Origin of the sequence: Frankia sp. AvcI1, from assembly GCF_001420875.1 — a bacterium.
Classification (GTDB): domain Bacteria; phylum Actinomycetota; class Actinomycetes; order Frankiales; family Frankiaceae; genus Frankia; species Frankia alni.
This window is the reverse complement of the sequence record NZ_LJFZ01000004.1, coordinates 48552-61793: the sequence shown is the minus strand read 5'-3', so window position 1 is coordinate 61793 and position 13242 is coordinate 48552. Positions and strand designations below refer to the sequence as shown.

General features: G+C 74.9%; 11 protein-coding genes and 2 pseudogenes. 9 read left to right on the top strand and 4 right to left on the bottom strand.

The window, feature by feature from the left end; translation table 11 throughout:
- Window positions 1-4: 4 nt before the first annotated feature.
- Window positions 5-1083: pseudogene (locus UK94_RS05650) on the bottom strand (MFS transporter); the annotation flags it as partial.
- 1 nt (window position 1084) lies between these two features.
- Window positions 1085-1477 (bottom strand): MFS transporter (locus UK94_RS41000; protein WP_235486624.1); only part of this gene is annotated, 393 nt, incomplete at its 3' end.
- A gap of 135 nt (window positions 1478-1612) precedes the next feature.
- Between UK94_RS41000 and UK94_RS05645 the strand changes: the two genes are divergently transcribed.
- Window positions 1613-2365: a TetR/AcrR family transcriptional regulator gene (locus tag UK94_RS05645; protein WP_063845173.1), complete on the top strand. Its 753-nt coding sequence runs from the start codon at window positions 1613-1615 to the stop codon at window positions 2363-2365.
- Window positions 2366-2517: 152 nt separating this feature from the next.
- Here the strand turns inward: UK94_RS05645 and UK94_RS05640 are convergent, their stop codons facing one another.
- The gene (locus tag UK94_RS05640; protein ID WP_055748995.1) at window positions 2518-3483 is read right to left on the bottom strand and encodes a phosphatase PAP2 family protein; all 966 of its coding nucleotides are present in this window, start codon (window positions 3481-3483) and stop codon (window positions 2518-2520) included.
- 263 nt (window positions 3484-3746) lie between these two features.
- Between UK94_RS05640 and UK94_RS40995 the strand changes: the two are divergent.
- The 3 genes and pseudogenes from UK94_RS40995 to UK94_RS40985 all read left to right on the top strand — a co-directional run.
- A pseudogene (locus UK94_RS40995) lies at window positions 3747-4013 on the top strand (SRPBCC domain-containing protein); the annotation flags it as partial.
- Between the two features lies 1 nt (window position 4014).
- Window positions 4015-4319: SRPBCC domain-containing protein (locus UK94_RS40990; protein WP_235486622.1), on the top strand; the 305-nt coding region annotated here is incomplete at its 5' end.
- Between the two features lie 549 nt (window positions 4320-4868).
- Window positions 4869-5375 carry a phosphotransferase gene (locus UK94_RS40985; RefSeq protein ID WP_268761226.1) on the top strand — a complete coding sequence of 169 codons (507 nt, stop codon included), beginning with the start codon at window positions 4869-4871 and terminating at the stop codon, window positions 5373-5375.
- 144 nt (window positions 5376-5519) lie between these two features.
- On the opposite strand, the gene UK94_RS33605 is transcribed toward UK94_RS40985, so the two are convergent.
- Window positions 5520-5876, bottom strand: coding sequence for a hypothetical protein (locus UK94_RS33605; RefSeq protein ID WP_157734136.1), 357 nt, complete (start codon window positions 5874-5876; stop codon window positions 5520-5522).
- An 83-nt stretch (window positions 5877-5959) separates the two neighbouring features.
- Here UK94_RS33605 and UK94_RS05620 point away from each other — a divergent pair, with 83 nt between their 5' ends.
- The 5 genes from UK94_RS05620 (at window position 5960) to UK94_RS05600 (ending at window position 10108) form a co-directional block, all read left to right on the top strand.
- Window positions 5960-7072 (top strand): FAD:protein FMN transferase, encoded by a 1113-nt coding sequence (locus tag UK94_RS05620; RefSeq protein WP_011605083.1) that lies wholly within the window; start codon window positions 5960-5962, stop codon window positions 7070-7072.
- The gene (locus UK94_RS05615; protein WP_055748994.1) at window positions 7069-7758 is read left to right on the top strand and encodes a ferric reductase-like transmembrane domain-containing protein; all 690 of its coding nucleotides are present in this window, start codon (window positions 7069-7071) and stop codon (window positions 7756-7758) included. The genes UK94_RS05620 and UK94_RS05615 overlap by 4 nt, the downstream gene beginning before the upstream one ends.
- Window positions 7755-9173, top strand: a complete 1419-nt coding sequence (locus UK94_RS05610; protein WP_041939422.1) for an NADH-ubiquinone oxidoreductase-F iron-sulfur binding region domain-containing protein — start codon at window positions 7755-7757, stop codon at window positions 9171-9173. The genes UK94_RS05615 and UK94_RS05610 overlap by 4 nt, the downstream gene beginning before the upstream one ends.
- A gap of 144 nt (window positions 9174-9317) precedes the next feature.
- Complete coding sequence (locus tag UK94_RS40980) at window positions 9318-9533, top strand: ferredoxin (RefSeq protein ID WP_313949457.1); 216 nt, start codon at window positions 9318-9320, stop codon at window positions 9531-9533.
- 134 nt (window positions 9534-9667) lie between these two features.
- Complete coding sequence (locus UK94_RS05600; protein WP_011605087.1) at window positions 9668-10108, top strand: DUF4190 domain-containing protein; 441 nt, start codon at window positions 9668-9670, stop codon at window positions 10106-10108.
- Window positions 10109-13242 lie beyond the last annotated feature (3134 nt).

Genomic DNA, 13242 nt, shown 5'->3' with positions numbered 1-13242 from the left:
GCGGTCACGAGACGGGGAGCTCCGCCGTACGCTCCGGCGGGGCGACCGGTTGTGCCGCCGGCTCCGGCCGGCCGGGCAGGAGCAGACCGGCGGCCAGGATGATCACGACGGTGCCCAGCGCGAACCAGTAGACCCCGTGGAACCCGTCGACGCCGCTGCCGTCGCCCACCGTGGCCAGGATGAGGGTGACCACGGCGATGCCGATCGCCGCACCGAGCTGGTTGAGGATGTAGAGCACCGAGCTGCCCTGGGGCACCAGGGCCGGCGGCAGCGTGCGGTACAGCGAGCCCATCGTCGGGGCGCCGACGAAGCTCAACCCCAGTCCGACGACGAACGCGGCGAGCGCCGGCCAGACCTCGGCGGTGTGGGCGCCCACCCGGGTGAACGCGAACTCGCCGACGGCGGCGACGAGTGCCCCGGCACGGACCAGCCGCCGGGCGCCGAGGCGGTCGGACAGCCGACCGGACTGCGGCATGGCGATGATCGCGGCGATCGCGAACGGCGAGACGAGCAGCCCGGAGGCGAGCGGGCCGTGGCCGTGCTGCTGCTGGTAGTACAGCGGTAGGACGAACAGGTTCGCGAACATCGCCAGCCCGACCAGCATCATGATCGTCACACTCGCCGAGAAGCCGCCGCTGGTGAACAGCCGGACGTCGATCAGCGGCGGCGGGCGCCGCGCGTCGGCTGGGCGCAGGGCGTGCCCGACGTAGCCGGCGAGCAGGGCGACGGCGGCGGCCAGCGGGACGAGCACCTGCCAGGCGGCGAAGGTCGTGCGGTCCGCCGCCTGGGACAGTGCCAGCACCGCCGCGGCGAAGCCCGGTCCCACCAGCGCCACCCCGAGCACGTCGAGCCGCGTCCGCGCCACCTCCCCCGCCGACGGGTCGCCCGCCGGCGCGTCGCGCGGGATGACCCGCAGCGCGCCGATCAGCGCGACGGCTCCGATCGGCAGGTTGATCAGGAACATCCATCGCCACGACAGGTGCGCCAGGACGGCTCCGCCGACGATGAGGCCGAGCACCGGGCCGGCCGAGAGAACCATGCCCATCAGCCCCATCACCCGGCCCGCCCGACGGGGGCCGGCGGNGCGGGCCAGCAGGGTGAGCACGAGCGGGTCGAGGATGCCGGCGGCGAGTCCCTGCAGGACCCGGAAGACGATCAGGCTGCTCACGTTCCAGGCCAGCCCCGAGGCGACGGAGGCGGCCAGGAAGGCGACGAGGCCGGCCAGCCACAGCCGGCGGGCGCCGAACCGGTCGACGGCCCAGGTCGTGACGGGGATGGCGACGGTGAGCGCCAGCAGGTAGCCGGTGGAGACCCAGCCGATCGTGCTGAGCGCGGCGTCGAAGCGCGCGGCCAGGGTGTCGACCCCGACGGCCACCATCGATCCGTCGAGGATGCCCATGATCCCGCCGAGGAGCACGACCGTGATCAGCCGCCGCAGAACGGGATCGAACCGCCCTTCGTCCTGCACCTGCGCCATCGCTCACCTCACGAGTCCCTCAATCTGCACCGACTGGTGCAGTCTAACAGGCTGCATCGTTCCGAGAAACCAGCCGGGTCGCTGGAGTGCACCGACGGGTGCAGAGCCGGGCGACCGGTGGGATACGGTGTCGTGATGAGTGGGACGACGCCCGCCGCAGCCGCCGGATCGGACGCCGCCGCCGGTTCGCCCGCCGCCACGGGCGCACCCGCCCCGCCGGGTGCGCGCGGTCGGATCGACAAGCGCAACGCGATCCTCGCCACCGCGTTCGTGGTCTTCGCCCGCGAGGGGTACACGCAGGCCACGCTGGACGCGATCGCGGCCGAGGCGCGCGTCGCCAAACACACGATCTACAACCACTTCGGGGACAAGCAGACGCTGCTGCGCGCGGCTATCGCCGCCGAGGCGGACCGGGCGATGGCGAAGAACCTCGCGGCCGTCGACCGGCTACGCGACCACGACGGCGATCTGCGCGCGGCGCTGGAGGACGTCGGCAGCCAGCTCGTCGCGTGCTACTGCGACGAGCGCGGCTGGGCGCTGCGGCGCCTGCTCTACGCGGAGATCAACCAGTTCCCCGACCTGCTCGACATCATCACCGGCCGGGCATCGGACCCGGTCACCGAGGCGCTCGCCGACCGCCTGGCCCGCCTCGCCCTGGCCGGCCACCTGCGCGCGGGCGACCCGGCCGCCGCGGCCGAGCAGCTTGCCGCCCTGCTCACCGGTTCGCTGGAGGCCCGCTGCCGCTACGGCACCCGGGTCATCTCCCCCGCCGAGCAGCACGCCGTCGCCCGCGCCGCGGTCGACACCTTCCTGCACGCCTTCGGCACCGCCTCCGGTCCCGCCGCGACGCCCACACCCACGCCCACGGTCAGGGCCACGCCGGCCTGACACCGACAGGCACTCCACCGGCCCGACACCGCCCGCACCGCACTGCAGCACCGCCCGCAGCGCACCTGACGCGAAGGTGCAGCCCGAGTCCGACCTTGAAGATCCCGCGGTTCCGCGGTTCCGCGGAACCGCGCCGGGCCGCCGGATGCGGGCTAGCCACCGGAGGCACGCGTGGGTTCGGCATGCGCGGCCCGGGACCGTTCGCGGTCCGCCGCGCCCGCGCCCCCGGCGGCGGTCCGGTCCACCTCCTTCGCCCGTGCGCTGGTCCCCCCGGGCAGGCGAGGCTCGCGCACACCTCCCGCCCGTGCCAGCACCACCCGATGCACGGCCGCGAGCCAGCACGCGCCAAGGAAGGCGCCGCCGATCACGTCGCTGGGATGGTGCATGCCGCGGTAGGTCCGGCAGAACCCGACGAGCACCGGCACGGCCACCGCGACAACCACCGACGCGACCAGCACGACCCCGACCCACCACGGCCGAGCCGACGCCGGCTGCCCCCCGCCCCCACCTGCGCCCCGACCGACACCGCCCTGGCCGACACCGCCCTGGCCGACACCGCCCTGGCCGACACCGCCCTGGCCGACACCGCCCTGGCCGACACCGCCCTGGCCGACGTCGCCGGAGGCGGCCGATCGGCCAGGGCGGCCGTGCGCGGCGAGCCGGCGCAGCACGAGGGCCAGGCCGCCATACAGGCAGACCGCGGCGGCGGTGTGCCCGGACGGGAAGCTGGCCAGCGGATCCCCCGGGTCGAGCCGCGGCACCGCGGGGCGCGGCCGGTCCACGAGGGCGTTGGACGCCTCGTAGACGGCGGTCTCCCCCGCGGTGAGCAGGATGATCCCCGCCGGCAGCCACCAGCGCCGCGTCCACCACCCGGCGGCCGCCGCCAGCACCGCCGTCGCGGCGATGACCGTCCAGGTGTCGGCGAGGTAGGTCGCATCCGCGGTGAGGCGGACCAGCCCGCCGGTGCGGTGCTCGGCGAGCCAGCGCTCGGCGTCGGTGTCCCAGCCCCGCACCTGGCCAGGCCCGTGGACGAGAAGAGCACCGGCGCCGGCCAGGATGAGCACAAGCAGCCCCGCCGCCGCCACGAGACGGCCGCCCAGGCCGAGGAAAGATCGCACGGATCAGTTCCTCTCCACAACGAACCCACCGGACACCTGCCACGCCGTGCCACCCTGGCCGGACGTGACCCCGCCAGTCGGTGTGCAAGCATCTGGCGGTGCTGGCGGTGGGTCCGGTGACCACGCGGTGGCGCGGCAGGGAGAAGCCGCACCGCCGCGACGCCGCACCGACGGGCGTGATCGCCGGGCGCTGGATCAGCCTGTACCACCCGGAGCGCGGGCATGCGCTCACCCGCCTGTCGACGGCACTGGAGTCCGAGCCGATGAGCAGCACCGAGTTCGTGTACACCACCTACATCCGCACCACTCCACCGGGCCTGTGGCAGGCACTGACCGATCCCGCCATCACGCTGCGCTACTGGGGGGCGACCCTGGAGTCGGACTGGCAGGTCGGCTCACCGGTCGTCTGGCGCCAGAGCGGGGTGACGATCGCCGATCCGGAGCAGGTCGTCCTCGCGGCCGATCCTCCACGGCGGCTCGCCTACACCTGGCACACCTTCACCCCCGAGCTCGCCGCCGCGTTCGGGTTCNCGGACGAGTTCCTGGCCACCGTGCGCGCCGAGCGCCGCTCCAGGGTCGTGTTCGACCTCGAGCCGGTCGGCGGGACGGTGAGGCTCACCGTCGTCCACACCGACTTCGACCCCGGCAGCACGGTCCTGGAGGCGATCAGCGGCGGGTGGCCGGCGATCCTGTCGAACCTCAAGACGCTGCTGGAGACCGGGCAGACCCTGCCCATCGAGGACCAAGCGGCCCAGGACCAACTCGCCCAGGACCGGGCGACCCAGGAGCAGACGGCTCAGCAGCAACCGGCCGGGGAGCCGCCCGCCGCGCACTGACACCACCACTCCAGCCTGCGACCGTGCGGATCACCGGTCGCGCAGCGTGCGGCAGTACTCGAACCCGGCACGCAGCGCCTCGTGACCCGCGTCGTCGGCGGTGACTGCTCCATCTCGTCCTGGCGGGTGACCTGGACCGCCCTGGCCATGATCGACGACCTGGAGTATGCCGTTTGACCTGCGCCGCCGCGCGGATCGGGCCGGCGGAAAACGGGTTGCGGTCCCGGGACGTCGCGCCTAGAACTCCGAATCATGAGCGAGCAGCACGTGACCGAGCAGCACGTGACCGAGCAGCACGTGGCCGAGCAGCGCCTGCCCGGGGGCCGGCATGTCGGGGGCGTCCGCATCGGCGACACCGTGCACCGCCCCGCCAGCCCCTGGACCCCGGCGGTGCACGAGCTGCTGCGCCACCTCGACGCGGTCGGATTCACCGGTGCGCCGCGGGTGCTCGGCTTCGACGAGCGGGGCCGCGAGGTGCTGTCCTGGCTGGACGGCGACACGATCGGCGAACGGCGGCCGTGGCCCTCGTGGGCGTTCTCCNACGAGGCGTTGGAGCAGGTCGGGGCGTGGCTGCGCCGGCTGCACGACGTCACCGCCGGCTGGGAGCCGCCGCCCGGCGCCGTCTGGCTGTCCGGGCGGCCGTGGCAGCCGGGGCTGGTCGTCGGCCACCACGACGCCTCGCCGTTCAACGCGGTGTGGGACGCGGGCGTCGGCCGGCTCGTCGGGTTCGTCGACTGGGACACGGCCGGGCCGTCGTCCCGCGAACTCGACCTCGCCTTCACCGCGTTGACCTGGGTGCCGCTGCACGCCCGCGCCGTCGTCGAAGCACAGGGCTTCACCGCCTTCGACGACCGGCCCCGCCGGCTGCGCCTGCTGCTGGACGCCTACGGCTACGAGGGTGACCGCGCCGCCTTCGGCCCCGCCGTCGCCGCCCGGGCCCGGCTCAACGCCGCGGTCATCGCCCGGCTGGGCATCGACGCGCTGCGGCCCATCGCCGCCGACTTCGAGCAGGCCGCCCGCGAGATCGAGGCCCTGCCGTCCACCTTCTGGACCTGACCGCTGCCCGGCCCGAGCCTGACGGCTGCGCGAGCTGAGGCCTGACGGCTGCGCGAGTTGAGGCCTGACGGCTGCGCGACAGCGGACCCTGGGCCTGCGCTCAGGCGGNGCACAGCCACCCCACAGCCTCGGCTCGCACTCTCATCACCAATCGGCGTTCCGCCCACGGAGCGCGGCCGGTGAGAGGGAGACGATGGCCACACGCGAACAGGGGATCCGACGGGTGGGTCCGGTCACGACCGGACTGGTCGCCGTTGCGGCCGCCGGCGTCATCGGGTTCGGCGTCCTCGCCCACGAGCACACCGCCGCCGCGGACGACGACACCCCCACCGCCGCAACCGGCGGAACCACCACCTCGGGCAGCACCGGCACCACCTCGGGAACCGCCGGTGCCACCTCGGGCAGCACCGGCGCCACTTCGGGAAGCGCTGGCAGCACCGGCAGCACCGACTCATCGGGAAGCACGAGTTCGTCGGGCAGCACCAGCTCGTCGGGCAGCACCAGCCTGGGATCCTCGTCGTCGAGCGGGTCGTCGCTCTGGAGCGCCGACGGCCAGGCGCACGCCACCACCGGCGGTTCCTGACATGACCGCGACCACGAGATCCCGCCGCGGCGCGGCACAGAGCCCCACCCAGTCCGAGCCGGCCTCGGCCGCGTGGCCGGTCTGGAGCACCACCGCGCAGGTCGTGGTGACCGACCCGGACCACCTCGACGACGCCCGGCGGCTCGTCACCGACCAGCTCACGGCCGTCGACGCCGTGGCCAGCCGCTTCCGCGCCGACGCGGAGATCGTCCGGCTCGACGCCGCCGACGGAGCGCCGCAGCAGGTCAGTCCCCTGCTCGCCGAGCTGATCGGCGTGGCGCTGGACGCCGCCCGCCAGACCGGCGGGGCCGTCGACCCCACCGTGGGCGGCCCACTGGCCGACCTCGGCTACGACCGGGACATCGCCCTTCTCGCGGCCGGCGGACCGCCCGTGCGGGTGGTGCGCCGAGCGGCGCCTGGCTGGCAGCGGGTCCGCCTGACCGGGCGGCTGCTGACCCTGCCCGCCGACGTCCAGCTCGACCTCGGCGCGACGGCGAAGGCGCACACCGCCGACCGCTGCGCCGCGCTGGTCGCCGAGCGGCTGGGCACGGGCGTCCTGGTCAGCCTGGGCGGGGACATCGCCACCGCGGGACCGCCGCCGGCGGGCGGCTGGCGGGTCCGGGTGCTGGACCAGCCGGGCGAGCCAACGTGCACGGTCGGCCTGCCGCCCGGGACCGCGCTCGCGACGTCGAGCACGCTCGGGCGGCGCTGGCAGCGCGGGCACCGGCTGCTGCACCACGTGCTGGACCCGCGTACCTGCCAACCGGCGCCGGCGGTGTGGCGAACCGTCACCGTGGCCGCCGCGAGCTGCCTGGCGGCGAACACGGCGAGCACGGCGGCGATCGTGCGCGGTGCGGCGGCGCTCGAGGCGCTGCGCCGCGACGGGCTTGCCAGCCGGCTGGTCGACGCGGCCGGCACGGTGGTCACCGTGGCCGGCTGGCCGTCCCCGCCGGAACACGGCTGGCCGTCCCTGCCGGAACACGGCTGGCCGTCCCTGCGGGAACAGTCGACGCGGCCCGCGGTCGTTTCCGGGCTGGCGACGGCCGCCGACCGAGGCTCGGCGGTGACGCGATCGGCGACGCCCGGACCGCGGGACGCCGGGACCGCCCGATGACCACCGACACGCTCTGGTACACCGCCCGGGGCAGCGGCACCGTGGCGCTGCTGCTGCTCACGCTGACGGTCGTCCTCGGCGTGGTGGCCCGCTCGGGCCGGGGTCTGGCGGGCCTGCCGGGCTTCGCCGTCGCCGCCGTGCACCGCAGCGCGGGCCTGCTCGCGGTCGTGTTCGTCACCCTCCACGTCGTGACCCTGCTGCTCGACCCGTACGCGCGACTCGCCCTGCCCGACGTGGTCCTCCCCTTCGGCGCGGGATACCGCCCGCTGTGGGTCGGCCTGGGGACGGTGGCCCTCGACCTGCTGGCAGCCGTGATGCTGACCAGCGCGCTGCGCCGGCGCGTCGGCGCCCGGATCTGGCGCACGGTGCACTGGGCCGCGTACGGCGCGTGGCCGGTGGCCGTGGCGCACGGCCTCGGCGCCGGCAGCGACACCGGCACGCCGTGGTTGTGGGCGGTGGCCGTCGGCTGCGTGCTCGCCGTCGCCGGCGCGGCGAGCTGGCGCCTGTCGGCCGGGTTCGCCACGCGCGGCCGGCCCCGGCCGCCGTCACCGCCCCGGCCCCGGCCGGGCGGGGTCGATGCCTCCCCCCTGCGGGCCATGCGCACCGTTCCCGCCGTCGTCCCCGCCGTCGTCCCCGCCGCCGGGGACAGCCCCACCGCAGCCGCCGACCGATCGGACCCGCGATGACCGTCGAACACACTGTTGAGCCCTGGCCCGCCGGCGCCCACCCGGTCCGCGGTGTCGGCGGGCAGGCCGCCGAGCGACTGCTGGCCCTCGCCGCCCCCGACCTGCTCGGTCACCACCGCCGCTGCGGACCGCTGCCCTGGCGCGGCCCCGGCGGACGCCTGCTGGGCGAGATCCACGACGCGGGGCTGACCGGACGGGGCGGCGCGGCGTTCCCGACCTGGCAGAAGCTCGCCGCCGCCGCGCAGGCCGCATGCCCGCCCGGCGCGGACCGCCGCGGGCGGCGCCGCACAGGCACAGGCACAGACGCGGGCACGGGCGCGGGCGCCGGCGCCGGCGGGGGCGGGGGCGGCGGTCGACCGCGGCCGGGCGGCATGCCCGTCGTCGTCGCGAACGCCGCCGAGGGTGAACCCGAGAGCGCGAAGGACGCGACCCTGCTCGCCGTCGCCCCGCACCTCGTCCTCGACGGCGTGCAGCTCGCCGCCGAGGCGGTCGGCGCCGCGGACGCCTTCGTCTACGTCAAGGCCGGCAGCGCCGCCGCGGCGGCCGTGCGGCAGGCGGTGGCCGAACGGCGGGCCGCCGGCTGGGACCGCTGCGGCATCGAGGTTCGCGAGGCCCCCGCGACGTTCCTCGCCGGAGAGGCGTCCGCGGTCGTCGCCGCGCTCGACGGGGCCGCGGCCCGACCTCGCGCGCACTGGCGACCGCTGGCCGACGCCGGCCTGCGCGGGCGCCCGACGCTGGTGCACAACGTCGAGACCCTCGCCCACCTGGCGACGATCGCCCGCTGGGGCGCTCCCTGGTTCCGCTCCGTCGGGACCGCCGACGAGCCCGGCACGCTGCTGGTCACGGTGACGGGAGCGGTCGCCGGGCCGGGGGTCGTCGAGGTGCCCTGCGGAACCCCTCTCGGCGCTCTCGTCGGGTCCCGCGGCGGCGCGGTCGAGCCGGTGGGTGCCGTGCGGGTCGGCGGGTACGCCGGCACCTGGCTGCCCGGTGCCGTGGCTGCGGCGGTGCCGATGTCGCGGGAGGGCCTGGCGTCCTGGGGCGCCACGCCGGGTCCGGGGATCGTCTCCGTCCTGCCCGCCCACGCCTGCGGGCTGGCCGAGACCGCCCGCATCGTCGCCTACCTGGCCGGGCAGAACGCCGGCCAGTGCGGCCCGTGCGTCAGCGGGCTGCCGCAGCTCGCCCGGTCGGTGGCCGGCGTGGCCGGGATCGCCGGCCGGGACACGGCGCCGGACGGGGAGAACCCGACCCAGGCGGCGAGCCGGGCGTTACGCCTGGCTGCCCTGGTCGCCGGCCGCGGCGCCTGTCACCACCCCGACGGCGTGGCGCGCCTCGTGCACAGCGCGCTGCGAACGTTCGCCGCCGACATCCGCGCGCACGCCCAGGGCCACTGCCTCGGCTCGGCCCACCCGAGCTGACCGGCGACCGACCCGCGACCGAGCACAGGAGGACCCATCATGCCCGGCCTACCGCAACGGCGACGGACCAACCCGACCGGCGCCCCGAACGCTCACCCGGNCTCCCCTGCGACCGGCGGCGGGCCCGCGGTCGGCCCGGCGCGGCTGTGGATCGACTGGACGGCCTGCGACGCCCGCGGCTGGTGCGCCGAGCTGCTCCCGGAACTGCTCACCCGCGATCCCGACGGCTACCCCCTGGCCCACGCCCCCGGCGCCGAGACCACCCGGACCATCACGGTCCCCGCGCCGCTCGCCGGCCACGCCCGCCGCGCCGCCGACGCCTGCCCCCGCCTCGCCCTGCGCCTGCTGCCCGACGGATGAACGCGAGCGCGCGGGCGAGCACGCCGTCGCATCAGGGATAATTCTCGAGAATCTCCGTGTGAGAGAACGGGATTGCGGGGTACAGCAACGTCACGACAGTACCGGCCGACGACCGAAGGAGAAGAGGAGTTCCCATGACGAGGCCCAACACGGTGCACGATGCCGGTACCGAGCAGATTCCCGCCAACCCGCCTGCCGACCGGCCCTACGGCCAGCCCTACCGCGAGCCGTACCCGCCCCAGAACTCGCCGCAGTACGGCGGCTACGGCACCCGGGATAACGACCAGACCGGCTATCTTCCGTACCCGGACAATGGCCAGGCGCAGATGCAGTACGGCTACCAGTCGCAGCCCGTCGGGCCGCGCCCGGAATCGTCGGGGACACGGGCGCTGTGGATTCTCGCCTTCGTTTTCTCGGCGGTGGCGCTGTTCGTGCCGTTCGTCGGTTTCGCCGCCATCGCCTGCGGCGCCGTGGCCTGGGGCAAGGGCAGCCGGCGAGGTAAGCTCGCGACCTTTGTCGCCATCGCGGCCACCGTCGTCGGCTGGGTCCTCAGCATCCTTATCTACACCTCCTGACCGACGCCGCGCCGTCCAGAGCACTGCCGGACGGCTGAAGCAGGGTCTCGCTGCACCCGCGGCGGGCCCTGCTCGGTTGCGACGTCGCACACATCAACCGCCGGCAGTCGGCTCAGGGATGCCGCCGGCCGAGCAGACGACGGCGGGGACGGTGAACCGACGGCTCCGGGTCCGGGTCCNCCGCGAGAGCGGGAAAGTCGGCCAGAATGGGGATCGGCCGGTCCGGGTCGAGCCTTGCGGCGGCCGGGATGAGCCCGTCGAGCTCGTCCGGGCCGAAACGGCGCCGCTTCGCCGTCCACCACAGTGCCCCCTGGGCCCATCCGGCCACCAGATACTGGCCGTTCGGCAACAGCACTGCATGGCCGCCGTTGCCGAACAGGACAGCGGTGGCCGCCAGTGCCCGCTCCGCCACATCCCAGTAGCGAATGGTGTGATCGGCGCCAGCGACGGCGAGTGTCCGACCGCCGGGGGCGAAGACGAGGTCGACGACCGGNCCGGATTCGCTGACGAGCTCTGCAGCGAGGCGCCCCGAGGACACCTCNCACAGCCAAACTCGGCCCTGGCCGTGGCGCTGGCCCCCGACGGCCAGCAACCGTTCATCGGGCGAGAAGGCGAGGGCCGACACCGAGCCATTCGTCAACGCGGGAGATGCGTTCGCTACGAGTCGGAAGCCGGTCTCGGACATCCAGACGCCAATCCCGGAGCCGCCTGCGGCCACCATCCGCCCTGTCGGTGAGAAGGTCACCGCGACCGGTTCGATCGCCGCGGCACGCTCGAACAGNGGAAGTCTCTGCGTCGGCCGCCAGAGGCTCAGGCCCGCTTCCCCGACGACGGCAACATCGGGGCCCGAGGGTGAGAACACCAACGACCGTATCGGCGTGGAGGGTCCCTGCGAGCCGTAGGCTGCGAGCACCGCCTCGGTCCAGGGCGCCGCAGCCCAGGCCAGGTGGGCCCGGGGACCGGTCGCGTGTGCGGCGGACCGTCGCAATCCCGCGCGTGCCACCGGCAGGNCCACGCCGAAGAACCTGACATGTCCCTGGTCATCGCCGACCGCGAGGACTCGTCCATCCGGCGAGAGNGCGGCTGCGGTCACGCCACCCGGTGGCCGGACCGTCGTCAGCACCGTCGGGGGCGGCAGATAGCGTGCCCATGGTCGAGCGGCCCAGTTCGGCGGTAGGAGTCGTACCACGCTGATCTGGTTGGCATCGTGGTGGTCGAGGCCGCCGAGCGCGCTTACCGAGCCATCCGCAGAGAGGGCGGCAAGCCAGGTGTCGGCGCTGATGTGCAGGCCGGTATCCGGGTCGAGAGCACGCGCCACGCCGTGGCCGGAGATCCGTCGACCCGAGGCGACCTGGTGCACCGCGAGCGTGCCCTCCGCAGCCCGGCCGGCGCAAGTTACCAGCACCCGAGTGTCCGAGGCGAACAGGGCACTCCGGCCTGCTGCCGCAGCCGGGTGATCCTTCGAGACCGCGAGCAGCCTTCCCGAAGAGACGTCGCGGGCCTCCAGATGCCCATCACGGTCGACTGTCGCCAGCAGAGCGCCCGACGGAGAGAACGCGGGCCGGGTTGCCACTGCGGCGAGGGTCGGCACGCCTCTGGGGATCACAGCGCCGGCCATCGAGACAGGCCAGACCCGTAGGAGACCGTGGGTGTCGACCGCAGCCATGAACGCGCCGTCCGCGGAGAAGNCCACCTCGGCGAAGCCGGCAGGTTCGACGACCTGTTCGGCGAGGAACCGGCCGGTGGCCGTGTCCCACACCCGCAGGTAGCCGTCGAGGCCGGCGGTAGCCACCCGGCTCCCGCCGTCGAGGAAGGCGTTGATGTGCGGCTCGGTGCCGTCATGCGCGGTCCATGCGGCCACCGGCCGGNCGCTGACCGCGTCCCACACCCTCGTGCACCCACCGGCGTCGCGGGAGGCGAGCAGAGCCGCATCGTCGGAGAACACCAGGTCGTGACCCGTGCCGGGTTCGACCGGCCAGCCCGCCGTCCGACGGGCCGCCGTGACGTCCCAGATCCGCAGGAAGCCGTCGACCCCGACGGCGGCCAGGCGGCTCCCGTCTGCGCAGAAGGCCACCGCCCGCCCCACACCCGGCGTGACCCGCCAGCGGACGGTGACCTCGCCGGATTCCACCGTCCAGACCCGCACCTCGTCGTCCCCGTCGACGGTGGCGAGCCGATCCTCGGCGAGGAAGGCCATCGCCCGCACGGCGGCCGGGTGCTGCAGGACGTCGAGCTCCACGAGATCGGTTGCGGCCACTATCAGCACCGCGGAGCCGCTGGCCACGGCGAGCAGGCCGGCGTCCGGGGAGAACACGGAACCCACGCCGGGAGTGGCCGCCGGACGCAGGACGGGCCGTAGGAGGTCACGGCCGGAGAGGACGGCGCCGGACAGTTCGGCGCCGTCGCGGGCGTCGTCGTCAAGGAGGGGATCGATCAGGACGGCCTGGTCCCAGTGGCTGCCGGCCAGGTGTGCCCCGGTCAGCACCGGCCGGACGAACCACGCCCCGCGCAGGTCGGCGTCGGTGAGGTCCGCACCGGTCAGGTCGACGTCGTGCAGGCGCAGCCCGGCCAGGTTCGCCCCGGCGAGCCCGGCGTACCGCAGATTCTGNCCGGACAGGTCGCGGCGGCGCAGGTCCTGCCCGGCGAGCTGGAGGGGGCCGAGCTGGAAGCCGAGGCGGCGGCTGAGCGCGAGGGCGTTGTCTCTGGCCACCTGGAGGTCAGTCAGCGCCCTGGCCGGAACCGGCAGCTCCCGGTCGACCCCCAGCTGCGCGCCCTCCTCCGTCCACTCCTCATAGCGGGTCAACGCGGCACCGGCCCAGGTGCGCAGCGAGACGAAGTCGGCCGTGCCGGCGAGGAAGTCGACCATCAGCTCCGACATCTCCCGGCGTTCCAACAGCTCGCCGGCCTCGTCGCCGCCGGCGGCGAGCTGCGCGGCCGCCGCCACGGCGACCAGGTACTCCATCACGGAGCGGTGCGCGAAGGAGAACCGGTCGTCGTCGCCGCGGCGCAGCAGGCTGCCCGAACCGACCGCGAACGCCGCCTCCGCGGCGCTGAGGTAGGCCGCGCTCAGATCGGTCAGCGCGGCTCCAACGGTGGCGGTGAGTTCGCTCAGCGCGATGGCCTCCCCGCCGCTG

What these genes read in the sequence shown, in the direction of transcription:
- UK94_RS05610 (WP_041939422.1), top strand. Translation starts at nt 7,755, where the DNA reads ATGACCGTCGAACACACTGTTGAGCCCTGGCCCGCCGGCGCCCACCCG.
- UK94_RS05645 (WP_063845173.1), top strand. Translation starts at nt 1,613, where the DNA reads ATGAGTGGGACGACGCCCGCCGCAGCCGCCGGATCGGACGCCGCCGCC.
- UK94_RS05620 (WP_011605083.1), top strand. Translation starts at nt 5,960, where the DNA reads ATGACCGCGACCACGAGATCCCGCCGCGGCGCGGCACAGAGCCCCACC.
- UK94_RS05615 (WP_055748994.1), top strand. Translation starts at nt 7,069, where the DNA reads ATGACCACCGACACGCTCTGGTACACCGCCCGGGGCAGCGGCACCGTG.
- UK94_RS05600 (WP_011605087.1), top strand. Translation starts at nt 9,668, where the DNA reads ATGACGAGGCCCAACACGGTGCACGATGCCGGTACCGAGCAGATTCCC.